This is a genomic window from Hydrogenophaga sp. L99, assembly GCF_058731905.1.
Window position 1 is genome coordinate 3,309,960 of the sequence record NZ_CM178972.1, and the last position, 24,403, is coordinate 3,334,362.

Consider the following 24,403-nt stretch of genomic DNA (forward strand, 5'->3'; position numbering starts at 1 on the left):
TTTTTTCGAAAACCCTAGCCCGGCGCATCACCCGCGCCAGGCGCCGCCCACTTCGGTGTCCACCCGCTGCGCACGGCCCAGGGCTTCCAGCGTGTCCAAAATGCGGGGCAAGCCTTTCTTCCACGGGCCTTTGCCTTTGAAGCTGGCTTCAATGGCCGCCAGCGCCAGCGGGGCCGGGCTGGCGCCCAGCAGCTGCGCCACCGCGCGCACCTGCTCGGGCAGCGTGGGCGGCCAGGGCTGGGTAATTGTGGTGGTGGCGGCTGCGGGCGGGAGCGCTGCGGCGGGCTGGGCGCTGTCGTCAGCGCTCTCGCGGGTGTCTGCGCGGGTAGCTTCGGCGCGGGACTGTGCTTCGGCCTCGCTCTCCACACCGTCAATGCCCGCCTGCTCGCCGCCCCTTTCGGGCTGAGCCTGGATCCCCGATCGCCCTGAGCCTGTCGAAGGGAGCCCTTGCGCCGTTTCGGCGGCCGCGCGCCGCGCCGGGTCTTGAAACTCGGGGCGCAGCCAGCGCACGGTGCCCGCCGCTTCTTCCGCCGCGCGTTTCGCGTTCAGCGCCACCAGCCGCTCCAGCAGCGCCTCGGTCCACGCGGCGCGGGCGGTTTCATCGGCCCACGGCACGGCGCCCAGGTCGCTCCATCCGTAGGCCATCAACACCGCCGCGTCCAGCTCGTCGTGCAGGCTTTGCAACACGCTCACCAGGCCCTGCTCGTGCAGGGTTTTGTCTTTGGCGCTGAGCGGCTCGTGGCGGCGCAGTTTGTCGAGCACGTTGTACAGGCCCGTGAGCGTGACGGTTTCAAACCCCGCCTGCCGCGCCTTGCGGTGCGCGTCCAGCTGCTCGGCGAGCTGGCGGATGCGCTCGGTGAGCGCGGGCGTGAGGCCGGTGTCGTCGCTGGGGAAGGGAAATTTCTCGAAGCAATCGCTGTGGTTGTACGTGGAGTCGTTGCCAACACCCAGCCAGCCACCCACCCGATTGGCGAACGCGACATGAGTCTCGGACTGCAAGATGCCCAGACTCAAAGCGTCTTCAAGCGCAACGATCAACACCTTCGTTTCTGGCAGAGCATCTGCACTGACCAACTGAAAGACGCGATGCCGTGCGGTTCTTGAGGTCACGATGAAATGACGGAGCCCGTTCAACGCATCTCGAAACTTAGATCGCGTTTCGGCATGGCGCCACCAATTCACGCGATAGGTCTCTCTGGGGTTGTGATCGCGTTCAGGCTTCACGCGATCCATCAACCATTGGTAAGCATCTGGGTACTTGCCCCGCAGCTCCTGCTGGTCAAGTCCGAACGTGTCGATCACGTACTGCTCGCGCATGTTTTGCGTGAGGTCCCGGCCGGTGAAGTAGCGTTTGAGTAGCGATGCAGATGAAGTGGTCTTCATCGCAACCGCATCTTCTGCCAATACCAAGAAGCCTTGCCCTGACAACTGAACACCCGGACAAGCCAGCCCCTTGTTGGCTCGCAGTGACTGCATGGCCGTCGTGTCTGCGCCCACAGCGAGGTCCGCTGCAACCTTGCCTTCCAGGCGATCAAAGCTCACATCGAAAGCGCCGTCATCGAGCGGCTGTTCAGCGGTCGAGCGAAGTTCCACGCCTGGTTCACCGCTCCGTCGATCCACCACCGACATGGCGACCCGAACTTGTGCGCCGTTCCCGCTGTCCACCCATGGGTGATCGGCGATCACATAGCTGAGTCGCAGCTCCTGCGCGAGCGCATTCTCAATCACGGTGCGATTGAACGACTGCGTGATGGAGTTCGTGGTGATCAGTCCGCTTACACGTGTCTTTGCGCCAGCCACCAGCGCCGCAGCACGGCTCCACCAATACATGACGAAATCGGCGCTCTCGGGCACATCCGGCCACGCTGCGCGCAGCGACTCCACATAACCGTCGCCCAACGCGGCGCGCATGCGCTTGTTACCTATGAACGGCGGATTCCCAACGATGAATTCCGCCGCCGGCCACACGGCGGGGCGCGGGTTCACATAGGCCCACTGCACCACCTGCGCGGCTTCATCGGGCACGGGCTCGGCGGTGACGGGGTGGGTTTTGAACGTGGTGCCGTCCCAGCGGGTGATGGTGTTGCCCGCAGCGTCCAGCGCGGGTTCGGCGCGCTCAAAGGCCAGCACGGCGTCGCGGTGCTCGATGTTGCCGTAGTCGTGCACCACGGGCTCGGCCACGCTGGCCAGGCCGCGCGTGCGCACATGCCATTGCAGCCAGCCGATCCACAGCACCAGCTCGGCCAGGGCGGCGGCGCGCTGGTTCAGCTCGATGCCGCGCAGCTGTTGCAGGGTGACGGTTTCGCCTTCCAGACCCAGCTTGTCTTGCGTTTCGCCAAAGGCTTCGAGCTGGTTCATCACCTCGCCTTCCAGGCGCTTCAGGTGTTCCAGCGTCACATACAAAAAGTTGCCGCTGCCACAGGCCGGGTCGAGCACGCGGGTGGTGCAGAGCTGGTGGTGAAAGCGGCGCAGCTCGGCGCGGGCTTCTTCCAGTTTGGCTTCGCGCTTTTTGCCGTCGAGCCCGTCGGCCTCGCGGGCGAGCACCACGGCGGCGGCCTGGGCGTTGGCCCAGTCGGCGCGCAGGGGCTCCACCACGGTGGGCAACACCAGCCGCTCCACATAGGCGCGCGGCGTGTAGTGGGCGCCCAGGGCGTGGCGCTCGGTGGGGTTCAGCGCGCGTTCCAGCAGGGTGCCAAAAATGGCGGGCTCCACCTCTTTCCAGTTGGCGCTGGCGGCGCGCAGCAGGCCGTCGATCTGCGTGGTGTTGAGCGGCAACACGTAGCCGTCCACCCCGGCGCCTTTGAAGAGCTTGCCGTTGAAGCGCAACACGTCTTGCGCAATGGCCGCGTTGAAGCCGCCCACGTCCATGCCTTGCCAAAACACCTTGAGCATTTGCGCCAGGGTGGCGGGCTGTTCGCGGTAGGTTTTGAGCAGGTGGGCAAAGCTGCCGGTGTCCGTGGCGCCGGGCTGCTGGTTGTCGGGGAGCAGGCCCACGTCTTCGGCAAACATGCTGAAGAGGCAGCGGGTGAGAAAGGCGGCCACGGGCTCGGGGCGGTGGCCGGCGGCTTCCAGGCTTTTGGCCAGGTTGGCCAGCTCGGCGGCCACGGCGCGAGTCACCTTGGCGCTGACGCGCGAAGGGTCGAGGCTGAGCGGGTCGGTCCACAGCGCTTTGAGCCGCGCGCGGATGGCGGGGTCGGCCAGCTGCGCCAGGCGGATGCGGTGGCTGCGCGGGTCGGGGTAAGGCGTGTAGGTGGCGCCGCTGCGGGTGAATTCGGCGTAAAGCTCGATGACGTGGCCCACGTCGACCACCACCACAAAGGGCGGGCGGCCCTCGGTGGCCGGCAAGGCTCGGGCGTAGTTTTCGGCCTGGGTTCGGGCTTTGAGCAGCGCGTCGTCAAAGGCTTTGGTGGGCGCTGCACCGGCTTGCTGGGCGGTGATGCCGGCCTTGAGTTTTTTGCTCTCCCAAACAAAGTGGCCGCGCTTGTAGCAGTCCACCCGCCCGGCGCTGGTGGAGCCGTCGCCATGCTGGAAGGTGATGGGCCGCTCAAACTGGTAATGCGGCTCGTGCGTGGGCGGGGCCACGCCCAGCAGCGCGCACAGCTCAATGACAAAGCTCTGCGAAGTGGCCAGCTCAGAAGCGGCCACGCCGTGCCAGCGCTGAATGAAGCCTGCGGCCGCTTCGGTGGCGGCAGCGGTGACAGCGCTGTCGTCGGTGGTGGGGGTCCCTGGGGGGTTTTTGTGGTGCATGGGCTCCGATGATAGAAGCCGGGCACGGTGGTTAGCCCTTGTACGGGGCTGCGTTCAGCGGGTGAACACTTTCAGCGCGTCAATCCACAGCGCCAGCGCACCCAGCGCAAAGCCCAAAACACCCAGCACCAGACCCAAGCCCGTGGCACCGCCACCCAAAGCCATCACGGTCAAACACAGGGTGAAGAGCGTCAGCTTGTACATAAGACCCATGGTATGCGATGACCATGAAAGGCGGAACGGAGCGGAGGTATGGGCGCGGCCCCCATCCCAGCCTTCCCCCAGCGGGGGAAGGGGCAAGATGGGCTACGCGGAAATCAAGCGCCGGGTTTGCGTCGACGGGTGGACGGGGCGAGCGGCGGTGTGGCGGGTGCAGCTTTGGGCCAACGCGCTGCGGCCGACCCGTAGACCACACCGTCTTCACGCTTGTCCACCGCGAGCACGAGCACGACGAGCTGGTGGTCTTCGACTGCATAAACCAAGCGCACGCCCTGCTTCAGCAGCTTGATCTTGTGGCAACCAGCCAGCGTGCCGTGCAGCTCACCGCCAGGAACATGAGGGTTGTCCAGCCGCTTGGCGAGCAGTTTCTTGAGTGGGGCTCGTACGGACCCGTCCAGCGCGTTCCATTCGGCCAGCGCTTCGGCTTTGAAGCGCAGCGTGTAGCGGTGGGTGGTGCAGCCCTCAGAGCTGGTCAAGGCTGACCTCGACCGATGGAGACTTGTCGGCCAGACGGGCCGCAGCTTTGCGGTAGAGATCGCTGTCGGCCAGCTCTTCCATCATGGCTTCGAACAGCTGGGGTTCGATCATGTAGAAGGCGGGTCGATTGTGGTTAAGCACTGCCACGGGGCGGTTGCGGGACTCGCGCAGGATGGCGGCCGGATTCTTTTTGAACTCGGACATGCTCACAGACAAATTGGCGTGGACGGATTCCATATTTAGCTCCAGTAATGACGCTAATTTTGGCGCTTAAAAAACACAGCGTCAACCGGGACGCAAAGCCAATACGGGTCGCTGCCTCAGCGCCCCAGCGTGGGCGAGGCCCATTGCTTTTGCTGGCGCTCGTCGCTGGCGGCTTCGGCTTCTATGCTGTCTTGGGGCAGTTGCTTCAGGCACTCGGCGTAGGCGGCCGGGTCGAGCGGTTGTGCTGGCGCTTCGGCAGCGGCAGCGGCAGCGGTTTGGGGCGAGCGGCCGTCCCACACAAAGCGGTTGCCGTGCTGCACCGGGTCGGGCTCGCAGTCGTTTTTGTACAGCGGTGGGGCTTCAGCGGTGTAAGCGTCAAAGACGATGGTTTTTTCAAACACCAGGGGCTTGCCGTTGGGCGTGGGCGGCAGCGACGGCATGCGCTGCACGGCCTGGCGGGCGCGTTGTTCGACAGCGGGCGAGGTGGTCCACAGGGTGTCGAGCTGGGCGAGCTGGCCGCTGGGCGCGATTTCGATGCGAAAGCGCACGGCCCCTTGCTCGGGGCCTTCCAGGGCGGTGCCCATCATGCTGCGCACTTGCTGGCCCCAGTTGTGGCGGTAGCGCTTGGCGTTTTTGAGGGTGTAGGCGGCGGCCATGGCCCACTCTTCGGCGGTGGGTGCGGGCGGCGCGTCCATGTAAGCCTGGCCGGGTTGCGGGGTGGCCAGGTCGGGCGCGTTGGGGGCGGGCGGCTCTGGCTTGGCGGGGGTCGCCAGGTTGGGTGGGGTGGCTGGCGGCGCGGGCTTGGGCTCGGGCTCGGCCGGGGGCGGCTCGGCGGGCAGCATGTTGGCCAGAAAGACGACCGCTTCGGGTGGGGGCTCCGGGCGGTCGGGCACGGAGGGGCCGGAAGCCCGAATGAGCAGCCCTGCGGCGGCGATGTGCAGCGCCAGCGACAAGCCCAAGGCCCAGCGCTGGTGCTTGCGTTCGGGCGCGGGGGCGTCTGGGTCAGCCATGCAAGGGCGTGCGGTCACTGGCCGGCCCTGGGCTGTGCGGCGCGCAGGCATGTGAAGGGCGTTGGCCAAGCGCCGGTGCGGCGCAGCGTGGTGGGGACATAAAATGGCAACATTCTAACGATCATTGGATTGTATTCATGGATGAACGCGGCCTGAAAACAGCCTTGTACGAACAGGTGGCCCGGATCGGCAAAGCCTTGGCAAGCCCCAAGCGGCTGGAGCTGCTGGAGGCGTTGGCACAGAGCGAGCAAACCGTGGACGCGCTGGCGCAGCAGCTGGGCATGGACATCCGCCTGACGAGCGCCCACCTGAAGGCGCTGCGCGAGGCGCAGCTGGTGGAGGGCCGGCGCGAGGGCAAGTTTGTGGTGTACCGGCTCACGGGGGCCGATGTGGCGGTGCTGGGCGTGCAGTTGCGCGCGGTGGCCGAGGCGCATTTGCTGGAATTTCAACGCGCTTTTGCGCAGCTCGTGCAGGCGCCGGAGCAGATGGAACCGTTGGACCGCAAGGCCCTGATGGCACAGGCGCGGCGCGGCGAGGTGGTGGTGATTGACGTACGGCCCGCGCACGAATACGCCAGCGCCCACCTGCCGCATGCGCGCAGCGTGCCGCTGGACGAGTTGCGCCAGCGCCTGGCCGCGCTGCCCAAAGACCGCGAGATCGTGGCGTATTGCCGGGGGCCGTTTTGCCTGATGTCGGACGCGGCGGTGGAGCTGCTGCGCGCCGAGGGTTTCAGGGCCCGCAAGATGCTGGACGGCGTGAGCGAATGGCAGGCGGCCGGGCTGGCGCTGGCGGTTTGATGGACTTCATCGACTTGGGAGAAACCGGCATGGCATTTGAAACCTGGGTGATGGCCAACGAGCCGCTGATCCGCATGGGGTTTTTTGTGGGGGTGTTTGCGTTGGTGGCGTTGTGGGAAACAGCGTCGCCACGCCGCGCCCTGCTGCTGAGCCGCAGGCAGCGCTGGACGGCCAACCTGGGGCTGGTGCTGCTGAACACGGTGGTGGTGCGCCTGATGTTCCCGCTGGCAGCGGTGGGCGTGGCGGCGCTGGCGGCCGAGCGGGGCTGGGGCTTGCTCAATCTGTACGCCGTGCCGCTCTGGCTGGCCGTGCCGCTGGCGGTGGCGGCGATGGACTTTGCGATCTGGCTGCAACACGTGATGGTGCACGCCGTGCCCGCGCTGTGGCGGCTGCACCGGGTGCACCACGCCGATGTGGACTACGACCTGACCACCGGGGCGCGCTTTCACCCGCTGGAGATCGTGCTGTCGATGGGCATCAAGTTCGCCACCATCGTGCTGCTGGGGGCGCCGGTGTTGGCGGTGCTGGTGTTTGAGGTGCTGCTCAGCGCCTGTGCCATGTTCAACCACGGCAACATCCGGCTGCCCACGCGGGTGGACCGGGTGTTGCGCTGGTTTCTGGTGACACCGGACATGCACCGCGTGCACCATTCGGTGGAAGACGACGAGAGCAACAGCAATTTTGGCTTCAACCTGACCTGGTGGGACCGGTTGTTGGGCACCTACCGCGAGCAGCCGCGCGCAGGCCAGCTGGGCATGACCATCGGCATTCATGACCACACCGACCCGCACGAGGTGGCGCGTCTGCCGGGCCTGCTGAGCTTGCCCTTCAAGGGGCCGGTTACCGACTACGCCGTCAACCGCCGCCAATACGGTCCCAAAGCGGCACCAGACGCCTCCGCGCCCACAGCCCCACCCCGGCAAAAAACGCCATGAAGCGGAAGCCGACCCGCGCGTGTTGAGACAGAAACGCGTCGAAGCTGCACCGCTCGACCGCGTGCGTGATGTCCGCGCCGGGGATGTCGTAGGGCGTGGCGCCCGTTCCAGCAGCAAACCTCAGCACACCGGCTGCCGGCGCCTACAAAAATCCAGCGGCCGGGTTGATGATGCCGCTGATGAGCCACAGGCAGGCGATGCGGTCGATCTTCGGGCGTTTGCGGGTGATCCATTTCATGGTGCGGCTCCTTTGGATTGGGTCGGGCGGCCATCGGCCTGCCAGCTGTGAATGCCGCCGCGCAGGTAGCGCGCGTCCATGCCGGCCGCGCGCAGGCGCAGCGCTGTGGCACGGCTCACCTCGTGTCCATGGACGCAGTAGACGATCACGGCGCGGTCGGTCGGCAGCTCGGCGGCCCAGGTGCCCACGGCGGTAGGGTCGCGCCAGCGGGCGCCGGGGATCACCGTGCCCGCCTGCTCGTACACGCCGGCTCGGCGCACATCGATCATCACCGCGTCACCCACCGCGTCGGAGGTCACGCTGTGAGCCTCGCTCGAGGCGTGCACCGCCAGCTGGTAGCGCGCGTACACCAACGCCCAGTCGATCTGGGTCATGAAGGCTTCGACCTGGGCCGCTGCGTCTGGCGAGGGCTTGGGATCGTCCATCTCCAGCATCAGGATCGGCGAGCCCTCCTGCGCTGGCGTTTTGTCCGTCACCCACCAATTGATCAGCGTGCCATCGCATGGCTGAAATACCAGCTGCATCTTGCCAGCCCTGCCCGCAGAGCCCTTGGCGCCAGCCGCAAATGCCTCGCGCCATCTTTGGACGCTACCGAAGTTGGCGCTCAGGGCCAGGGTGCATGCGGGTTCCATGGAAGCTCCTTGGGTGAATCAAGAAAACAAATGGCTGGCTGCAAGCCCGGTCACCGCACAGGCGCCGAGGAGCTGCAGTACACCCACCTTGTAGCGAAACAAGGCCACCGCAGCGCTCGCGGCGATGGCGGCGGACACGGCATCGAAGCGCCCGTTAAAGCCCTGCGGCCACAGCACGTGGTACGCGAAGAACATGGCGAGGTTCAGGATCACGCCGACCACCGCGGCGGTGATGGCCGAGAGCGGCGCGGTGAAGCCCAGCTTGCCGTGGGTGGCCTCGACCACCGGGCCGCCCACCAGGATGAACACGAACGACGGCAGGAAGGTGAAAAACGTCACCACCGTGGCGGCCAGCGCACCACCGAGGAACAGCGCATCGGGCCCGAGCACTTCTTTGAGCCAGCCGCCCACGAAGCCCACAAAGGCCACCACCATGATGAGCGGGCCGGGGGTGGTCTCGCCCAGTGCCAGGCCGTCGATCATCTGCGGGCCGCTGAGCCACTGGTGGGTCTCGACCGCACCCTGGTACACGTAGGGCAGCACGGCGTAGGCGCCGCCGAAGGTGAGCAACGCGGCCTTGGTGAAGAACCAGCCCATGAGCGTGAGCGTGCCTTGCAGGCCGTTGACGGCCACCAGCAGCGCCATGGCCAGCAGCCACAGCCCCAGGCCGACCGCGAGCACCTTGGCCAGGTGGCTGCGCGAGAAACGGGCGTGGGCCGGCGTGGGCGTGTGGTCGTCGATCAAGGCTGGTCCATAGCCTTGTTTGGCACTGCCATGCCCGCCACCCAGGGCAAACACGGCCGGCCAGCGCTGAGCGCCGTAGTGACCGATGAGCGCTGCGGCCAGCACGATGGCGGGGAACGGTGTGTCGAACGCAAAGATGGCTACGAACGACGCGGCAGCGATGCCCCACATCCAGCGGTTCTTAAGCGCCCGCGTGCCGATGCGGTGGGCGGCGTGCAGCACCAGGGCGGTCACGGCCGGCTTGAGCCCGTAAAAGAGCCCGGCCACCAGCGGCACGTCGCCAAAGCGCAGGTAGATCCAGCTCAGGGCGATCAGGATGAACAGCGAGGGCAGCACAAACAGCGCGCCGGCCACGATGCCGCCCCAGGTGCGGTGCAACAGCCAGCCGATGTAGATGGCGAGTTGCTGCGCCTCGGGGCCGGGCAGCAACATGCAGTAGTTCAGCGCGTGCAGGAAACGCTGCTCGCTGATCCAGCGGCGGCGCTCCACCAGCTCGGTGTGCATGATCGCAATCTGCCCGGCCGGGCCGCCGAAACTGATGAAGCCGAGCTTGAGCCAGAAGCGGAAGGCCTCAGCGAAGCTGACGGCGGCGGGTGCGGCCAGCGCTTCGATGCCCGCTTGGGCGGGTGGGGTTGTGGGGGTCATGGTGCGGTTACCGTCGAAGGCGAAGGCGCGGCGTACAAGGCATCGAACACGGCAGCTGCGGCGGCGACCAGCGCGTCGTCGTCGGCGTGCAGTTCGCGCAAGCCGCCCAGCACACCTTCCAGACCCGGCGCCTCCGGCACCGGAATTCCGCCCGCGTCCAGGTAGTGCACGGCGCCGGCGATGCGCTGCAGGCGGGCGTCCGCATCGAGGCCGAAGGCGGCGATCAGCACCTCGAAGCTGACGCGTGCGCCCACGTGGGTGAAGCGGGCGCCGTCGAAGTCGAAGCCCAGCGCACCGCGCGGCGCGGGCGTGCTGCCCGCCGGGTCGGGCAGCCAGACGAAACGGGCCTGCGGATCGATGAATCGCCGGATCAGCCAGGCGCAGGCGAGCCGGTCCACCCAGGGCCGGGCGCGGGTGGCCCAGCGCTTGCCCTGGAACTTGCGCCGGTCGAGCCGCTCGATGCCGTGGTCGCGCTGGGCCTGGGGCTCACCGCGCGAGAACCGCGCGTCCAGCGCGAGCCGCAGCGCATCCAGCTCGGACTGGGCCTGTCCGGCGGCCGCGCCGGGGTAGTAGTCAATCCGGCGCAGCGCTTGCAGCGCCTCGGCCACCGCGCGGCCACGCCGGCGCGCCTCGGTTTCGCTCAGCGCGGGCAGCTCCTCCTGCAGCGCGGTGGCGGTGTCGCGCCACAAGGCATAAACCTCGGTGCGGTCGAACAGCGCCAACAACTCGTCGCGCTGAGCATCGCCTTGCGGCGAGAGCGACAGCACCATGGCCGAGCCGCCGTGTTCGCGCACCTCGGCGGCGAGCGGCTCAAACAGCGCCGCGTGTTCTGCAGGGAGCAGGTAGGCACCGTCGCGCAAAGCACCGCAGCCCAGGTTCTTGAGCGCACGCCAGACGCGCACGCGCACCGCGTTGGGCTGGGTCGGAAGGGTGAGGATAAGGATGGCCAGCATGGATTGAAATATATATCACAAAAAAAGTAACGTATATATTAATACCTCAGGCAAGAGAAAAGCACTGAAGCTACGGTGTCACTCGCACCGCCGCCCCCGGAGGGACTCGCGCGAAGCGCGGCGGGTGTATTTCTCTCAATGCCGGTGCGTGTGGTGCACATCGGGCATGTGCGGGTGGCTGTGGCGCAGCGGGCTGTGGTGGTGCGGGTGGCTGTGTGCCCCGGTGGGCATGGGGCTGTGGGTGTGCAGGTGGTGACCGTCGTCGTGGGTGTGGGCGTGCTCGTGGTCGAGCGCTTCGTGGCTGTGTGGGTGGGCGTGTTTTTCGGCCAGGTGCAGCACAATGCCGGCGGCCATGAGGCACCCGCCCGCCAGCAACAGCCCGCTGCCAGAGCGCTCGCCCAGGGCAAAGGCACCCAAGGCGCCCACAAAGGGGGCAAACGCAAACACCGAGCCGGTGCGCGCGGCGCCAAAGTTGCGCTGGGCCAGCAAATAAAACCGCAGGCTCAGCCCATAGCCAGTGGCGCCCACGGCCAGCAAGGCCAATGCGGGCAGCAGCGCAGGCAGCGGCTCGCCCCAGGCGAGCGCGAGCGCGGTGGTGACGCTGGCGCCCAGCGCGGCTTTGACGAGCACCACTTGGCCGGGGTCGCGGTCCGCCACGCCGCGCGAGAGGGTGTTGTCGACCCCCCAGGCCACGGTGGCCACGGCCACGGCGAGCAGGCCGAGCAACTGCACCTGGCCGGTGAGACCCTGGTCAATCACCAGCAGCGCGCCACCGGCCAGCAGCAGGGCCACGGCGGTTTTCACCCGCCCGTCCAGCACCTCGCCATACCAGCGCCAGGCCAGCACGGCGGTGAACACGGCTTCAAGCGTGAGCAGCAGCGAGGCGCTGGCGCCGCTGGTGCGCTGCAAGCCCCAGGCCAGCGCCACCGGCCCCACGACGGCCCCGGTGGCGACCATGGCGAGCAGGCGCGGCATGTCGCTGCGGCGCAGCGGGGCTTCGGCCGCCGCGCCCCGGCGCAGCCACAGGGCCACCAGCGCCGCGCCGGCGTAAAGCAGCGCGGCCGTGCTGAACGGGCCGAGCCCTTGGCCAAAGCGCTGCACCAGCGGCGTGCTGAGGCCAAACAGCGCGGCGGCCAACAGGGCCAGCGCGCCGCCGCGCAGGGCGGGCGAGGCGCCGACGTTCACTGGCCGGTGTGGTTGGCGGCAATGAAGTTGCCGGGCTGCGAGAAGAAGATGTAGAGCGTCTGTTTGGTGGCGTCAGCGGCGGCGGGGTTTTTGAAGGACAGCTTCCATTCCTTGCCCTTTTTGCCGTCGACCAGTTCGGCCTTTTCCAGCTTGACGGCCTGCCAGGAGGCTTCGAGCTTGCCGGCTTTGATGAGCGCGGCCTTGCGTTTGTCGCCGCAGGCGGTGACCACGGCTTCGGTGGCGGGCTTGTTGCCGTGGAAGTGGCAGCTGCCGCCCACGTCGGCCAAGGCGGCGGGGGCGGTGAACAAGGAGGCCAGCAGAGCAGCGGCGGTGAAGATGGTTTTCATGATGGGTTCTTTCAAGGTGTTGGGGTGTGGGACTGGAAAAAGGGACCGGGGTTCAGAGGCCGTTGCGGCTGGGGTCTTCGGTGTTTTCGACATCGAGGTCTTCGTGCGCGTGACGGTGTTCGGCGGCGGGGAAGCGGAAGTCGTCCGGGTGGACGTCGTGCTGGTAGCCGTGCAGCTGGGTGAACAGCAGGTAGAAGCCAGCATAAAACAGGGCGAGGTTAGCGGCGTAACTGAAGCGCTTGAACGAAGGCCGGTGGCGCCACAGCGACAGCGCACCCACCATGACCACCAGCGCAGCGATTTGGCCCAGCTCGACGCCGAGATTGAAGCTGAGGATGCGCCCCAGGATCTCGCCTTGGTCGTCACCCAGCGGCAGCTGCTGCAAGCGGGTAGACAAGCCAAAGCCGTGCAGCAGGCCAAAGCCAAACACCATCCACAGCAGGTTGGGTGACGCCATTTGAAAGTGCTTTTGGAAGCCGCCGTTGTTGTCAAACGCCTTGTACATCACGCTCAGCGCAATGATGGCGTCCACCAGGTAGTAGTTCCAGGTGATCTGCAACAGGGTGGCCAACACCAGGGTGATGCTGTGCCCGATGGTGAAGATGGTGACGAACTTCACCACGTCTTTGAACGTGGCCAGGAAGAACAGCACACCGAACAGAAACAGCAGGTGGTCGTAGCCGGTGAGCATGTGGCTGGCACCCAGGCCCACGTATTGCAAATAACCGCCGTCGAGCATGCGCTGTTTGTCGGCGTCAGAAATGCCGTGGGCCAGCAAGGCCAGCGGCGCGAGGGCGAGCGACAGCCAGACGGCCGCGCTGCGCAGATGAGAAAAAGTCATGGGAATCCTGTGGAATCTGAAGGGGAAGCCCGCCGCCAAGCGGGCGGCAAGGGCACACCGCGCGAACAGTGCCGCGCGAAAACCGATCAGACCCAGCGCTGGGGCGGCCGCAGCAGGCCCGCCAGATCGGCCGAAGGCGGCTGCACCGTGGCCCGGGCCTGTGGTGCACTGCGCGGCAAGCTCAGCACCGCCAGCGGTGCTGCCACCGGCAAGCCCTGAAACTGCGCGCCTTCGCTGGCGTGCGTGTGGTGAGGGCCGTGGCTGGCGTGGGCGGGTGCCTCGGTGAAATCACCGGCCAGTTGCAGGTTGGCGTCCACGTCATGGCCGCGCGCATCGTGCTGGCTGTGGTGCTGGTGGTGCACGTGGTCCAGGCCATGCGCCACCTGGTGCGCCAGGCGCTCGGCCTGCCCCGCCCGCTGAGCGGGCAGCGCCCATGCCACCGACTGCAGCAGCAGACCGAACAGCAAGAGCCAGGTGGTGAGGGTGGTTTTCACAGCGCGCAATTCTATCGGTGCATGGCCCGCTTGAATATAAGTAATTACTCAATTACATTAACGCCATGTCCCACAAACAACCCACCCACACCCGCCAGGCCGAACTGGTGGCGGCGGCGCTGGCGCTGGCAGCCCACCGCAGCCCCGCCACCGTGACCACCACCGAGCTGGCGCAGGCGGTGGGCATCACACAGGGCGCGGTGTTTCGGCACTTTGAAAACAAAGAGGCCATCTGGCTGGCGGTGATGGACCAGGTGAGCGAGACCTTGCTGGCACGGCTGCGCGAAGCCGCCAGCGCACACGCCCAGCCGCTGGCGGCACTGCGCGCGGTGTTCATGGCGCATGTGGACTTTGTGGTGGAACACCCCGGCGTGCCGCGCCTGATTTTTCAGGAGCTGCAGCAGCCGCAAGACACCCCGCTGAAAGCGCGCGTGCGCCGCCTGATGCACGAATACCGCTTGCTGCTGATGCGTTTGCTGCAACAGGCGCAAGACCAGCAGGCGCTGCAAGCCGGCACCGACTTGCAAGCGGCGGCGGTGCTGTTTGTGGGCTCGGTGCAGGGGCTGGTGATGCAGTCGCTGCTGAGCGGCCAGGTGGGCGCCATGCGGGCGCAGGCGCCAGCGGTATTTCAACTTTTGCAACAGGCCGTGGCCGCCACAGGCCACACCCCCAGTCACCAGGAAACCCCATGACGATGAAACCCCAAAACACCCGCCGCCTGCTGCTGGGTGGCCTGGCGCTGGCCCTGGTGGCTGCGCTGGCTTATGTGGCGCTGCGCACCGGGCCGCTGGCGCCCATCAAGGTGCAAGTGACCACGGTGAAAAAAGGCAGCGTGGCGCCCGAAATTTTTGGCATTGGCCAGGTGGAAGCCCAGCGCAGCTGGATGGTGGGCCCCACGGTGGCCGGGCGGGTGCGCTCGGTGCAGGTGGACGTGGGCGACACGGTGCAGCCCGGCCAGCCGCTGGCTGACATGGACCCGGTGGACCTGGACCAGCGCCTGGCCGCGCTGGACGCTGCCGCGGCGCGGGCGCAAAGCGCCTGGCAGGCGGCGGCGGCTCAACTGGCCGACGCGCAGGCCCGGCGCGCCCTGGCCGCCAACAACCTGCAGCGCAACCAGGACCTGGCGCGGCAAAACTTCATCAGCAGCGGGGCGCTGGAAGCGCGGGTGCAAGAGGTGGCTTCGGCCGACGCGGGCGTGCAGGCGGCCCAGGCCAACCTGAGCGGCAGCGCGCAAGACGCCACGCGGCTGCAGGCCGAGCGCGCGGCGCTGGCGCAGCAGCGCGGCAACCTGCGGCTGGTGGCCCCGGCCCAGGCGGTGGTGGCCACGCGCGAGGCTGAAGCGGGCAGCACGGTGGTGGCGGGCCAGGCGGTGGTGCGCCTGGTGGACCCGGCCAGCCTGTGGGTGAAGCTGCGGGTGGACCAGGGCCGCAGCGCCGGGCTGGCGCCGGGGCTGGTGGCGCGCATCGCGCTGCGCTCGCGACCGGGCGAGATGGCCCAAGGCCGGGTGGCGCGGGTGGAGCTGCTGGCCGACAGCGTGACCGAAGAGCGGCTGGCGATGGTGGCGTTTGACACCCTGCCGGCGGGCGTGTCGGTGGGCGAAATGGCCGAGGTGACTTTGCAGCTGCCGGCCACGGCCGAGAGCCTGCTGCTGCCCAACGCAGCGGTGGTGCAGCACGAAGGGAAAACTGGCGTGTGGCGGCTGACCAATGGCACGCTGGCCTTTGTGCCGGTGACGCTGGGCGCTCAGGGGCTGGATGGCTCGGTGCAAGTGCTCAGCGGGCTGGATGAAGGCGACACCGTGGTGCTGTACAGCCAGAGCGCTTTGAAGCCCGACGCCCGCATTGCGGTGGTAGACCAATTGGTGCCCGCCGGAGGCGCCAAGTGATCAGCCTGGCGGGGCGAGACATTCTGCACGGCTGGAGCAAGTACGTGCTGACCGGACTGGGCCTGGGGCTGCTGATCGGCGTGACGCTGACCATGGCCGGCGTGTACCGCGGCATGGTGGACGACGCGCACGCGCTGCTGAGCAACAGCCGCGCCGACCTGTGGGTGGTGCAAAAGGACACACAGGGGCCTTACGCCGAGTCGTCGAGCATCAAGGACGATGTGGTGAAGAGCGTGCGCGGCATGCCCGGTGTGGCGGCCGCGGCCAACGTGACCTACTTCACCATGCAGGTGGCCCACAAGGGCCGAGAGAACCGCGTGATGGTGGTGGGCATGGAGCCCGGCATGCCCGGCGCGCCGGGCTACCTGGTGGCTGGGCGGCACCACACCCGCAACCACTATGAGGCGGTGGCCGACGTGAAAACCGGCTTTGCGCTGGGTGATGTGGTGCGCATCCGCCGGCACGATTACACGGTGGTGGGGCTGACGCGGCGCATGGTGTCGTCGGGCGGCGACCCGATGCTGTTTGTGCCGCTGAAAGACGCGCAGGAAACGCAGTTTTTGAAAGACAACGACGCCATCGTCAACGACCGCGCGCGCACCGCCACCAACCCGGCATTCAACCGCCCGGGCAGCCCCGGCCTGCTGGAAGCGGTGCAAGCCCTGCAGACCAGCAGCCGAAGCGTGAACGCGGTGCTGGTGCAGATCGCACCGGGCTTCACGCCCGAGCAGGTGGCCGAACCGATCCGGCGCTGGAAGCACCTGAGCGTGTACACCCGCGACGGCATGGAAGACATCCTGATCGTCAAGCTGATCGCCAACTCGGCCAAGCAGATCGGCATGTTCCTGGTGATTCTGGCCATCGTGAGCGCGGCGATCGTGGCCTTCATCATCTACACCATGACCATGGGCAAGCTGCGCGAGATTGCGGTGCTCAAGCTCATCGGCACGCGCGACCGCACCATCGCCGGCATGATCCTGCAGCAGGCGCTGGGCCTGGGCCTGATCGGCTTTGCGGTGGGCAAGGTGGCGGCCACGGTGTGGGGGCCGGCGTTTCCGAAATACGTGTTGCTGCTGCCGGGCGACGCTGTGACCGGCCTGGTGGTGACGCTGCTGATATGCGCGCTGGCCAGCACGCTGGCGATTCGTGTGGCGCTGAAGGTGGACCCGGGCGCAGCGATTGGATGAACCACCCCCCCGTTCGGGCTGAGCCTGTCGAAGCCCCGTTTTCCGATCATCCTGAGCATGTCGAAGGACAAGCTCAGGACGAACGGATTCTTTTGAGCAACCAGACGAAGCCATGAACACCCCTACCCAAGGCGGCATCCTCATTGAAGGCCTGCGCAAGGTCTACGGCAGCGGCGACACCGCCGTGGAAGCGCTAAAAAACGTGAACATGCAGGTGGCCCCCGGCGAGGTGGTGGGCCTGGTGGGGCCGTCGGGCTCGGGCAAGAGCACGCTGCTGAAATGCCTGGGCGCCATCATCGAACCCACCAGCGGCCGCATGACGCTGGGCAACGACGTGATTTACGACAACGGCTGGATCGCGCGCGACCTGCGCGCGCTGCGGCGCGACCGCATCGGCTTCGTGTTCCAGGCGCCCTACCTCATTCCGTTTCTGGACGTGACCGACAACGTGGCCCTGCTGCCCATGCTGGCGGGCATGTCCAATGGTAAGGCCCGCGAGCGCGCACTGGAACTGCTGACCGCGCTGGACGTGCAGCACCGCGCGCGCGCCGAACCGTCGCAGCTCTCGGGCGGTGAGCAGCAGCGCGTTTCCATCGCCCGCGCGCTGGCCAACAAGCCGCCCGTGATCCTGGCCGACGAGCCCACCGCGCCGCTGGACAGCGAGCGCGCACTGGGCGTGATGCGCATCCTGAACCAGATGGCGCAGCACGCGCAAACCGCCATCATCGTGGTGACGCACGACGAAAAAATCATCCCCACCTTCAAGCGGATTTACCACATACGCGACGGGCAGACGGTGGAAGAAGCGGGCGAAGGCCGCAGCCTCTGAGCTGTCTGCAAAACCACCCAAAGACAGCACCATGAAAACCTCACGCTCCCTCAAGGTCTTGGCCGCCACAGCGGTGGTTTTTGGTGGGCTAACGGTATTCAGTGGCGCCAACGCCTTGTTTGGCGACGCAGCCGCCCGCGCCAGCGTGGGCCAGGCGGTGGGCTTCGTTTTGTGGTTCAACTTTCTGGCGGGCTTCGTTTATGTGCTGGCCGGGCTGGGCCTGTGGCTCGGCCGTGGCTGGGCGCGTGCCTGGTCTGCATTGCTGGCTGGCAGCACCGCGCTGGTGGCCACCGCCTTTGCCGTGCATGTGGTCAGTGGCGGTGCGTTTGAAATGCGCACGGTGGGTGCGCTGCTGCTGCGGGTGGGCTTTTGGGTCGCGGTGGCGGTGGTGGCGTATCGCGCGGGCAAGCATCCCGACTGATCCCTTCTCGCAAAGACCCACGCAGGGACCGCGTGTGGGCGTCTTGGCCTTGAATATGCTGCAGTGCACAATGGCGCTTGCCCACGACTTCCGCAGGACCGCCCATGACACGCCCGACCCGCCCACGCACGCCAACCGCCCCCGCCCGCGCGGTGGGCACCAAGCTGCAACTGGACCTGGCCTTGCAAGGCGGTGGCTCGCACGGCGCCTTTACCTGGGGCGTGCTCGACCGGCTGCTGGAAGAAGAATGGCTGGAAATAGCGGCGGTGAGCGGTACCAGCGCGGGCGCCATGAACGCAGTGGCGCTGGCCGCGGGCCTGATGGACGGCGGGCGCGAGGGCGCACGCGCCACGCTGCGCCGGTTTTGGCAGCGGGTGGCCGAGCTTTCACCGTTTCACCACATACAGAGCAGCCCGCTGGGTGGCCTGATGGGGTCGGCCACAGCCTGGATGGCGCCGTGGGTGGAGCCCTGGCAACAAGCCGCCAGCGCGCTGGGCAGCCAGCTCTCGCCCTACCAGCTCAACCCGCTCAACCTGAACCCGCTGCGCCAGATACTGGTGGACACGGTGGACTTTGAGCGGGTGTGCCGCTGCGACAAAACGCAGCTGTTCATTGCGGCCACGCAGGTGCGCACCGGCGCGCTGAAGGTGTTTGACCAGCACGGCCTGACGCCCGACATGGTGCTGGCCTCGGCCTGCCTGCCGCTGCTGTTTCAGGCGGTGGAGATTGACGGCGAAGCCTACTGGGACGGCGGCTACGCGGGCAACCCGTCGCTCATGCCGCTCATCACACAAAGCAATGCGGACGACCTGTTGCTGGTGCAGATCAACCCGATCGAGCGCGCCGATCTGCCCACCCGCGCCAGCGACATTCTGGAGCGCATCAGCGAGGTGACGTTCAACGCCAGCCTGCTGAAAGAAATGCGCTCGATTGCGCTGCTCAAGCAACTGATTGAAGACGAAGGCCGACCGGGCCACCAGTACCGCAACCCACTGTTTCAGCGCGTGGAGGCGCTGCGCGTGCACCTGATCGACGGCGGCGCTTCGCTGAGCGAGCTGGGTGCGGCGAGCAAGAACAACACGCAGTGGAGCTTTTTGCAGGAACTGCATGGGCTGGGCCGCGCAGCGGCCGGGCAGTGGCTGGAACAGCATGGCGCCGACATGGGCCAGCGCAGCAGCTACGACCTGGCACAGGTGCTCGCGCCATGACCAGCATTGCAGGCATTGTGTTGGCGCTGGTGCTGCTGATGGCGCTGGCCTACCGCGGCGTGAGCGTGCTGCTGCTGGCGCCGCTCATGGCGCTGCTGGCCACCTTGTTCAGCCCGCAGGCGCCACTGCTGGCCAGCTACACGCAGGTGTTCATGCCGGCGCTGGGCGGTTTTGTGATCGCGTTCTTTCCGCTGTTTTTGCTGGGCGCGGTGTTTGGCAAACTCATGGAAGCCTCGGGCGCGGCGCGCGTCATTGCGCACGCCATCGTGGCCTGGCTCGGGACGCAGCGCGCCATTTTGGCCATTGTGCTGGCCTGCGCGGTGCTCACCTACGGCGGGGTTTCGCTGTTCGTGGTGGCGTTTGCGGTGTACCCCATTGCGGCGGCGCTGTTTCGCCAGGCCGACCTGCCCAAGCGGCTGATCCCCGGCACCATTGCGCTGGGCGCCTTCACCTTCACCATGACGGCGCTGCCCGGCACGCCCGCGATTCAAAACGCCATCCCCATGCCCTACTTTGGCACCACGCCGTTTGCAGCGCCCGGCCTGGGCCTGATCGGCGGGGCCGTGATGCTGGTGCTGGGCACGCTGTGGCTGGTGCGCCGCGCGGCCACCGCCACGGCCCGGGGCGAAGGGTATGGCGAACACGACGAGCCCGCAGCCCTTAGCGACCCGGCTTCGGCCGCACCCGCTGCTGCACGGCCCGCGCCACCCAACCCCGCCTCAGAGGTCGGCTTCAACGGCCGCGCCTTTGCGCGCGCCATCGCGCCGGTCGTGCTGGTGATTGCGCTGAACTACCTGCTGGCCACCTGGCTGCTGCCGGCACTGGACACCGCCTACCTGGCCGAGCCGCGCTTTGGCGCCACGGCCATTGGCAACGTGCGCGGCATCTGGGCTGTGATCGCTGCGCTGGCGGCGGCCATTGTGTTGCTCGTGGTGCTGCAGCGCCCGCACCTGCCCCACTTGCGCCACACGCTGGAGCAAGGCGCCAGCGGCTCGGTGTTGCCACTGCTCAACACCGCGTCCCAAGTGGGCTTTGGAGCGGTCATTGCGTCGCTGGCGGGGTTTGCCATCATCCGCGACGCGGTGCTGGCCATTGCCCCAGGCAACCCGCTGGTGTCGGTGTCGATCGCAGTCAACATCTTGGCGGGCATCACCGGCTCGGCATCGGGCGGCATGAGCATTGCGCTGCAAACCCTGGGCGACACCTGGCTGGCCATGGGCCAGGCCGCCGGCATTGCGCCCGACCTGCTGCACCGCGTGACCGCCATCGCCACCGGCGGACTGGACGCCCTGCCGCACAACGGCGCCGTGATCACGCTGCTGGGCATTTGCGGCCTGAGCCACCGCCAGGCCTACGCCGACATTTTTGTGGTCGCCGTGGCCATTCCGGTGCTGGCGCTCGTGGTGGTGGTGGTGCTGGGCAGCGCCTTGGGTTCGTTCTAAACAGCGCCACCGGAAACGACAAAGCCGCCCGCAGGCGGCCTTGTTGGGTCGGCTCAGACTCAGATCTTCACGCCGGCGATGTAGCTGTCGTAGCGCCACTCCGAGAAGCGGCTCCACAAGATCTGGTCGCGCTGGAAGGCGCGCATGTCCTGGTGGATTTTCTTGAACTCGGGCGACTTGGCTTCGTGCTCGGCAAACACCGACATGGCGGCCTTGAAGCCCGCGTCCATCACGTCTTTGGAGAAGGGCTTGAGCTTGGTGCCCGCTGCCACCAGGCGCTTGAGCGCCAGCGGGTTCTGCGCGTCGTACTTGCCGGTCATGTCGCGCGCAGCCACGGCGCCCGCGGCACGCACGATGGCCTTGTTCTCGGCCGACAGGGCCTCAAAGGCTTTCTTGTTGATGAAGAACTCCAGCTCGGCGCCGCCTTCCCACCAACCGGGGTAGTAGTAGAACGGCGCGACTTTGTTGAAGCCGAGCTTTTCGTCGTCGAACGGACCCACGAATTCGGTGGCGTCCAGCGTGCCTTTTTCCAGCGCCTGGTAGACCTCACCAGCCGGCAGGTTTTGCGCCACCACGCCCAGCTTGGCCATGGTTTCACCGAACAAGCCGCCGCCCAGGCGCATTTTCAGGCCCTTCAGATCGGCCACGGTCTTGATCTCTTTGCGGTACCAGCCGCCCATCTGGGTGCCGGTGTTGCCGCTGCTCATGGAGACGATGTTGTAGTTGGCGTAGAACGCGTCCATCAGCTTGCGGCCGTTGCCGTGCTCCATCCAGGCGTCCATGTGGCGTGCGGTCAGACCAAAGGGCACGGCGCAGCCGAACGCGAAGATGGCGTCTTTGCCGGTGAAATAGTAGGGCGCGGTCTGCGCCATTTCAACGGTGTTGCCCTGAATGGCATCGACCACGCCGAAGGCCGGCACCAGCTCGCCAGCCGCGTGCACAGACACCTCAAACCGTCCACCCGACAGGGCCTTCACGGTTTCAGAAAATTTCTCGGCGGAGCCAAAGATGGTCGGCAGCGACTTGGGAAAGCTCGACGTCAGGCGCCAGCGAACAGCAGCTTGCGCGTGCACAGCCGGTGCGATACCAGCGGCCAGGACGCCGGCGATGCCGGTGTTTTTGATGAGGGAACGACGATCCATGGAAACAGCACTCCTAATTGATGACATCGGCGCACACGGGGCAGATGGGCCTGCACGTGTACCCCTTGGAAAACACAAGGGGCATAACCATAACCCACCGGGTAAACCCTCAACGGGTTCCAACGCAAAAAAGTGTCAGGGATGCGACCCATGAACAACCGGGCGCACCCCACCGCAGCACACAGCGCGGTTGATCGCAAATTCCAGGCGAGCACCTGAAGACCGTCAGAGATTGCCCCAGGTGGTGGTGTCTGGCTCAACCGCCTGCACGGGCAGCGTGAAGTAAAACGCAGCGCCTTTGCCCACGGCGCCCTCGCCGCGCACGCTGCCGCCGTGGCGCTGAACGACACGGTGCACCGTGGCCAGGCCCACGCCGGAGCCCTCGAACTCGTGGTGTGCGTGCAAGCGCTTGAACGGTTGAAACAGCTGCTGCGCGTAGGCCATGTCAAAGCCGGCGCCGTTGTCGCGCACGCAAAATTCCAGCATGCCGCGCTCGGCGCGGGTTTGCTCGAGCGAGATGTGGGCATCGGGCACCAGCCCGGTGTATTTCCAGGCGTTGCCCAGCAGGTTTTGCAGCACCGCCCGCATCAGGCCCGGGTCGGCCTGCACCTGCAGGCCTTCTTGTATGTGCCAATGCACTTGGCGCTGGGGGTCGCTGCGGTCCAGCTCGCTGGCGACGGACTTGGCCATGTCGCTCAGGCCCACGGGCTCCTGGCGCAGATGGGCGCGGCTGAGGTGGGCCATGGACAGCAGGTCGGAAATGAGTTGCCCCATGCGTTTGGCGGACTCCTGGATGCGCAGCAGGTAAGAGCGGCCTTCGGCCGAAAGGCCCTCGGCGCCCTCTTCTTCCAGCAGGCTGGCAAAGCCATGGATGCTGCGCAGCGGCGTGCGCAGGTCGTGCGACACGCTGTAGGCAAACGCTTCGAGCTCGCGGTTGAGGGTGGCGAGTTCGCGGGTGCGGTCGGCCACGCGCAGTTCCAGTTCGTCGTTCAGCCGCTGCAGCTCGGCCTGCGCGGTGCGGATTTCGGTGATGTCCTGCACCGTGCCCACGCTGCGCACCGGGCGGTCGTCGGCGTCAAACTGGATCACGCACAGCTCACGCACGTACTTGCAGCGGCCGTCGGGAAACAGCAGGCGGTGCACCACGTCGTAAGGCGTGCGGGTTTGCATGGACGCCACGTAGGCGGCTTGCACGAGCTTCCGGTCGTCCGGGTGCACGGCCTGAATGAAACCTTTGTAGGTGGGCACAAAAGTGGCCGGGTCGAGTTCAAAAATGCGGTACACCTCGTCTGACCAGATCAGCCGATCGTTGAGCAGGTCGCCTTCCCAATTGCCCAGGCGCGCAAGCCGCTGGGCTTCTTTCAGCCGCGCTTCGCTGTCTTGCAGAGCGGCCTGCGTGCGCTTGCTTTCGGTGATGTCTTGCAGGGTGAACTGCACCAGCGGCTGCCCGTCAGAATCAAATCTCATCAGGTGCACTTCGGCGTCCCACAGCTCACCGCTGGGTCGCTGGTGGCGCCATTCAAACACGATGGACTTGGACGCCATGACCTGCGCCAGGTGTTCGTCCACCAGTTCGGCCGAGGGTCTGCCGTTGGGCTGGACGGGGGCCGACACCGACTCGGGCGTGGCGGCCAGCACCTCGGCGCGGTTGTTGAAGCCATAGATGGCGCTGGCGGCGGGGTTGCAGTCGATGAAACGCCGGGCCACGGGGTCAATGACCACGGTCGGCACGTGGGAGCTGTCAAACAAGCGCATGCGCAGGGCTTCGCTGGCGGCCACGGTGGCCTGGTTGCGCGCCAACCGCAGCTGCAACCCAATGATCAGAGCGCCACCCGCCAGCACCAGCAAGCTCAGCGCAGCGGCCACACTTTGGTTGCGCTGCAAAGCGGGCGCCAAAGGCCCCAGCACCGATTCATCGGCCAGGCCAATGACGACAACCAGGTCGGACACGGGTGAACGCTGCCAGCCGTAGGTGCGGGACGCACCGTCCAGCAGGCCCTTGAGCTTGAAGATGCCGCTCGCCAGGGTGGTGTCCACAAGGAACGGGCGGTCGGGTGGCAGGCGCTTGCCCATGGCACCTGGGTTGTCCCGGCTGCGCGCCATAAAGTGGCCGTCTTTGTGCACCAGGGTCACCACGTCCTGGGGGGACAGTTGCAGCGCCGCGAGTTTGCTGGCCATGAAGTCGGACGAGACCACCATGTTCAGCGTGCCGTCAAAACGGCCATCGCGCAGCAGGGGGCGGCTCACAATGAACAACCAGCGGTTGGTGAGCCGAGAGGCCACCGGCGCCCCGATGTGCAGCTGGTCCGCACCCGAGCGCTGGGCCTTGAAGTGCTCGCGGTCGCCCACGTAGGTACCGGACTCCAGGCCCAGACTGTTGTAAACGACGTAGCCTGCGGCGTTCGCCACCGCCACGTGCGACACGAGCCCGGCCGGCAAGGTCTCGATCACATCGCGGGTCTGGGCGGTGAAGCGGCCCACATCACCCCGCAGCCACTGGCGGCGCAGGTCTTGCAAAGCCAGGTCCACGGTGCTGAGCAGACCGTCCACCTGGCCGGCCATGGCATCGGCCAGGTGCAGACTGCGCTGCTCGGCTTGCAGCAGCACCTGTTCGCGCAGCAGGGTCTGCGAGCGAACCGACTGCCACCACAACACGGTCGCCGCCAGGCAAGTGAACAAAGCCACCAGCACCGCAAAAAAATGCAGACGGTTCTTCAAGGCCACGTTCCCCAGTGAAACCGGTCAGCAGTCAGCCAGGACAGATGCGCTTGGACCATTATTTTTTTTGGGGTGGCGTGGGTACCTGCCGACGACCCGGGTG

General features: G+C 66.8%; 23 protein-coding genes and 1 pseudogene. 9 read left to right on the plus strand and 15 right to left on the minus strand.

Annotated elements, in window-relative coordinates:
- Positions 1-27 precede the first annotated feature (27 nt).
- The 5 genes from AC4QBL_RS15730 to AC4QBL_RS15750 form a co-directional block, all read right to left on the minus strand.
- On the minus strand, positions 28-3,747 hold the full coding sequence (locus tag AC4QBL_RS15730) for a class I SAM-dependent DNA methyltransferase (protein ID WP_472907348.1): 3,720 nt from the start codon (positions 3,745-3,747) through the stop codon (positions 28-30).
- 54 nt (positions 3,748-3,801) lie between these two features.
- Entirely contained in the window at positions 3,802-3,951 is a 150-nt protein-coding gene (locus tag AC4QBL_RS15735; protein WP_472907347.1) for a hypothetical protein, read from the minus strand.
- Positions 3,952-4,064: 113 nt separating this feature from the next.
- Positions 4,065-4,442, minus strand: a complete 378-nt coding sequence (locus tag AC4QBL_RS15740) for a type II toxin-antitoxin system RelE family toxin (protein ID WP_472907346.1) — start codon at positions 4,440-4,442, stop codon at positions 4,065-4,067.
- On the minus strand, positions 4,429-4,680 hold the full coding sequence (locus AC4QBL_RS15745; RefSeq protein WP_472900833.1) for a type II toxin-antitoxin system Phd/YefM family antitoxin: 252 nt from the start codon (positions 4,678-4,680) through the stop codon (positions 4,429-4,431). The genes AC4QBL_RS15740 and AC4QBL_RS15745 overlap by 14 nt, the downstream gene beginning before the upstream one ends.
- An 83-nt stretch (positions 4,681-4,763) precedes the next feature.
- Positions 4,764-5,657, minus strand: a complete 894-nt coding sequence (locus AC4QBL_RS15750) for an energy transducer TonB (RefSeq protein ID WP_472907345.1) — start codon at positions 5,655-5,657, stop codon at positions 4,764-4,766.
- A 137-nt stretch (positions 5,658-5,794) separates the two neighbouring features.
- On the opposite strand from AC4QBL_RS15750, the gene AC4QBL_RS15755 reads away from it, so the two are divergent.
- Complete coding sequence (locus tag AC4QBL_RS15755; protein ID WP_472900835.1) at positions 5,795-6,454, plus strand: ArsR/SmtB family transcription factor; 660 nt, start codon at positions 5,795-5,797, stop codon at positions 6,452-6,454.
- Positions 6,455-6,483: 29 nt separating this feature from the next.
- Positions 6,484-7,389, plus strand: coding sequence for a sterol desaturase family protein (locus AC4QBL_RS15760; RefSeq protein ID WP_472900836.1), 906 nt, complete (start codon positions 6,484-6,486; stop codon positions 7,387-7,389).
- Here the strand turns inward: AC4QBL_RS15760 and AC4QBL_RS15765 are convergent.
- From AC4QBL_RS15765 to AC4QBL_RS15800, 8 genes and pseudogenes are all read right to left on the minus strand, one after another.
- Positions 7,310-7,627, minus strand: a pseudogene (locus AC4QBL_RS15765) (chromate resistance protein ChrB domain-containing protein). The gene AC4QBL_RS15760 and the pseudogene AC4QBL_RS15765 sit on opposite strands and share 80 nt — an antisense overlap.
- Positions 7,624-8,259 (minus strand): rhodanese-like domain-containing protein, encoded by a 636-nt coding sequence (locus tag AC4QBL_RS15770; protein WP_472900837.1) that lies wholly within the window; start codon positions 8,257-8,259, stop codon positions 7,624-7,626. Before AC4QBL_RS15770 ends, AC4QBL_RS15765 begins: the two are co-directional and overlap by 4 nt.
- An 18-nt stretch (positions 8,260-8,277) precedes the next feature.
- A complete protein-coding gene (gene chrA, locus AC4QBL_RS15775; RefSeq protein ID WP_472900838.1) occupies positions 8,278-9,648 on the minus strand; it encodes a chromate efflux transporter in 1,371 nt (456 codons plus the stop codon).
- Positions 9,645-10,601, minus strand: coding sequence for a chromate resistance protein ChrB domain-containing protein (locus AC4QBL_RS15780; protein WP_472900839.1), 957 nt, complete (start codon positions 10,599-10,601; stop codon positions 9,645-9,647). Before AC4QBL_RS15780 ends, chrA begins: the two co-directional genes overlap by 4 nt.
- A 135-nt stretch (positions 10,602-10,736) precedes the next feature.
- On the minus strand, positions 10,737-11,786 hold the full coding sequence (locus AC4QBL_RS15785) for a DMT family transporter (protein ID WP_472907344.1): 1,050 nt from the start codon (positions 11,784-11,786) through the stop codon (positions 10,737-10,739).
- Positions 11,783-12,133 (minus strand): DUF6488 family protein, encoded by a 351-nt coding sequence (locus tag AC4QBL_RS15790; protein WP_472907343.1) that lies wholly within the window; start codon positions 12,131-12,133, stop codon positions 11,783-11,785. The genes AC4QBL_RS15785 and AC4QBL_RS15790 overlap by 4 nt, the downstream gene beginning before the upstream one ends.
- 52 nt (positions 12,134-12,185) lie before the next feature.
- Entirely contained in the window at positions 12,186-12,974 is a 789-nt protein-coding gene (locus AC4QBL_RS15795; protein ID WP_472907342.1) for a HupE/UreJ family protein, read from the minus strand.
- 86 nt (positions 12,975-13,060) lie between these two features.
- Positions 13,061-13,468: a hypothetical protein gene (locus AC4QBL_RS15800; RefSeq protein WP_472907341.1), complete on the minus strand. Its 408-nt coding sequence runs from the start codon at positions 13,466-13,468 to the stop codon at positions 13,061-13,063.
- A gap of 65 nt (positions 13,469-13,533) precedes the next feature.
- Here AC4QBL_RS15800 and AC4QBL_RS15805 point away from each other — a divergent pair, with 65 nt between their 5' ends.
- The 7 genes from AC4QBL_RS15805 (at position 13,534) to AC4QBL_RS15835 (ending at position 20,440) form a co-directional block, all read left to right on the plus strand.
- Positions 13,534-14,160: a TetR/AcrR family transcriptional regulator gene (locus tag AC4QBL_RS15805; protein WP_472907340.1), complete on the plus strand. Its 627-nt coding sequence runs from the start codon at positions 13,534-13,536 to the stop codon at positions 14,158-14,160.
- Positions 14,157-15,353, plus strand: a complete 1,197-nt coding sequence (locus tag AC4QBL_RS15810) for an efflux RND transporter periplasmic adaptor subunit (RefSeq protein WP_472907339.1) — start codon at positions 14,157-14,159, stop codon at positions 15,351-15,353. Before AC4QBL_RS15805 ends, AC4QBL_RS15810 begins: the two co-directional genes overlap by 4 nt.
- Positions 15,350-16,540, plus strand: coding sequence for an ABC transporter permease (locus tag AC4QBL_RS15815; RefSeq protein WP_472907338.1), 1,191 nt, complete (start codon positions 15,350-15,352; stop codon positions 16,538-16,540). The genes AC4QBL_RS15810 and AC4QBL_RS15815 overlap by 4 nt, the downstream gene beginning before the upstream one ends.
- 112 nt (positions 16,541-16,652) lie before the next feature.
- On the plus strand, positions 16,653-17,369 hold the full coding sequence (locus AC4QBL_RS15820; protein ID WP_472907337.1) for an ABC transporter ATP-binding protein: 717 nt from the start codon (positions 16,653-16,655) through the stop codon (positions 17,367-17,369).
- A 31-nt stretch (positions 17,370-17,400) separates the two neighbouring features.
- Positions 17,401-17,790: a hypothetical protein gene (locus tag AC4QBL_RS15825; RefSeq protein ID WP_472907336.1), complete on the plus strand. Its 390-nt coding sequence runs from the start codon at positions 17,401-17,403 to the stop codon at positions 17,788-17,790.
- A gap of 104 nt (positions 17,791-17,894) precedes the next feature.
- A complete protein-coding gene (locus AC4QBL_RS15830) occupies positions 17,895-18,998 on the plus strand; it encodes a patatin-like phospholipase family protein (protein WP_472907335.1) in 1,104 nt (367 codons plus the stop codon).
- Entirely contained in the window at positions 18,995-20,440 is a 1,446-nt protein-coding gene (locus AC4QBL_RS15835; RefSeq protein ID WP_472907334.1) for a GntP family permease, read from the plus strand. Before AC4QBL_RS15830 ends, AC4QBL_RS15835 begins: the two co-directional genes overlap by 4 nt.
- Positions 20,441-20,499: 59 nt before the next feature.
- On the opposite strand, the gene AC4QBL_RS15840 is transcribed toward AC4QBL_RS15835, so the two are convergent.
- Together AC4QBL_RS15840 and AC4QBL_RS15845 are read right to left on the minus strand one after the other, a co-directional pair.
- Complete coding sequence (locus AC4QBL_RS15840; RefSeq protein WP_472900853.1) at positions 20,500-21,582, minus strand: TRAP transporter substrate-binding protein; 1,083 nt, start codon at positions 21,580-21,582, stop codon at positions 20,500-20,502.
- A 225-nt stretch (positions 21,583-21,807) separates the two neighbouring features.
- Complete coding sequence (locus AC4QBL_RS15845; RefSeq protein ID WP_472907333.1) at positions 21,808-24,300, minus strand: ATP-binding protein; 2,493 nt, start codon at positions 24,298-24,300, stop codon at positions 21,808-21,810.
- Positions 24,301-24,403: the final 103 nt, after the last annotated feature.

Excerpts from the sequence above, each read along its gene's own strand:
- AC4QBL_RS15730 (WP_472907348.1), bottom strand. The coding sequence starts at position 3,747 with ATGCACCACAAAAACCCCCCAGGGACCCCCACCACCGACGACAGCGCT.
- AC4QBL_RS15735 (WP_472907347.1), bottom strand. The coding sequence starts at position 3,951 with ATGTACAAGCTGACGCTCTTCACCCTGTGTTTGACCGTGATGGCTTTG.
- AC4QBL_RS15745 (WP_472900833.1), bottom strand. The coding sequence starts at position 4,680 with ATGGAATCCGTCCACGCCAATTTGTCTGTGAGCATGTCCGAGTTCAAA.
- AC4QBL_RS15750 (WP_472907345.1), bottom strand. The coding sequence starts at position 5,657 with ATGGCTGACCCAGACGCCCCCGCGCCCGAACGCAAGCACCAGCGCTGG.
- AC4QBL_RS15755 (WP_472900835.1), top strand. The coding sequence starts at position 5,795 with ATGGATGAACGCGGCCTGAAAACAGCCTTGTACGAACAGGTGGCCCGG.
- AC4QBL_RS15760 (WP_472900836.1), top strand. The coding sequence starts at position 6,484 with ATGGCATTTGAAACCTGGGTGATGGCCAACGAGCCGCTGATCCGCATG.
- AC4QBL_RS15770 (WP_472900837.1), bottom strand. The coding sequence starts at position 8,259 with ATGGAACCCGCATGCACCCTGGCCCTGAGCGCCAACTTCGGTAGCGTC.
- chrA (WP_472900838.1), bottom strand. The coding sequence starts at position 9,648 with ATGACCCCCACAACCCCACCCGCCCAAGCGGGCATCGAAGCGCTGGCC.
- AC4QBL_RS15780 (WP_472900839.1), bottom strand. The coding sequence starts at position 10,601 with ATGCTGGCCATCCTTATCCTCACCCTTCCGACCCAGCCCAACGCGGTG.
- AC4QBL_RS15790 (WP_472907343.1), bottom strand. The coding sequence starts at position 12,133 with ATGAAAACCATCTTCACCGCCGCTGCTCTGCTGGCCTCCTTGTTCACC.
- AC4QBL_RS15795 (WP_472907342.1), bottom strand. The coding sequence starts at position 12,974 with ATGACTTTTTCTCATCTGCGCAGCGCGGCCGTCTGGCTGTCGCTCGCC.
- AC4QBL_RS15805 (WP_472907340.1), top strand. The coding sequence starts at position 13,534 with ATGTCCCACAAACAACCCACCCACACCCGCCAGGCCGAACTGGTGGCG.
- AC4QBL_RS15810 (WP_472907339.1), top strand. The coding sequence starts at position 14,157 with ATGACGATGAAACCCCAAAACACCCGCCGCCTGCTGCTGGGTGGCCTG.
- AC4QBL_RS15820 (WP_472907337.1), top strand. The coding sequence starts at position 16,653 with ATGAACACCCCTACCCAAGGCGGCATCCTCATTGAAGGCCTGCGCAAG.
- AC4QBL_RS15825 (WP_472907336.1), top strand. The coding sequence starts at position 17,401 with ATGAAAACCTCACGCTCCCTCAAGGTCTTGGCCGCCACAGCGGTGGTT.
- AC4QBL_RS15830 (WP_472907335.1), top strand. The coding sequence starts at position 17,895 with ATGACACGCCCGACCCGCCCACGCACGCCAACCGCCCCCGCCCGCGCG.
- AC4QBL_RS15835 (WP_472907334.1), top strand. The coding sequence starts at position 18,995 with ATGACCAGCATTGCAGGCATTGTGTTGGCGCTGGTGCTGCTGATGGCG.
- AC4QBL_RS15840 (WP_472900853.1), bottom strand. The coding sequence starts at position 21,582 with ATGGATCGTCGTTCCCTCATCAAAAACACCGGCATCGCCGGCGTCCTG.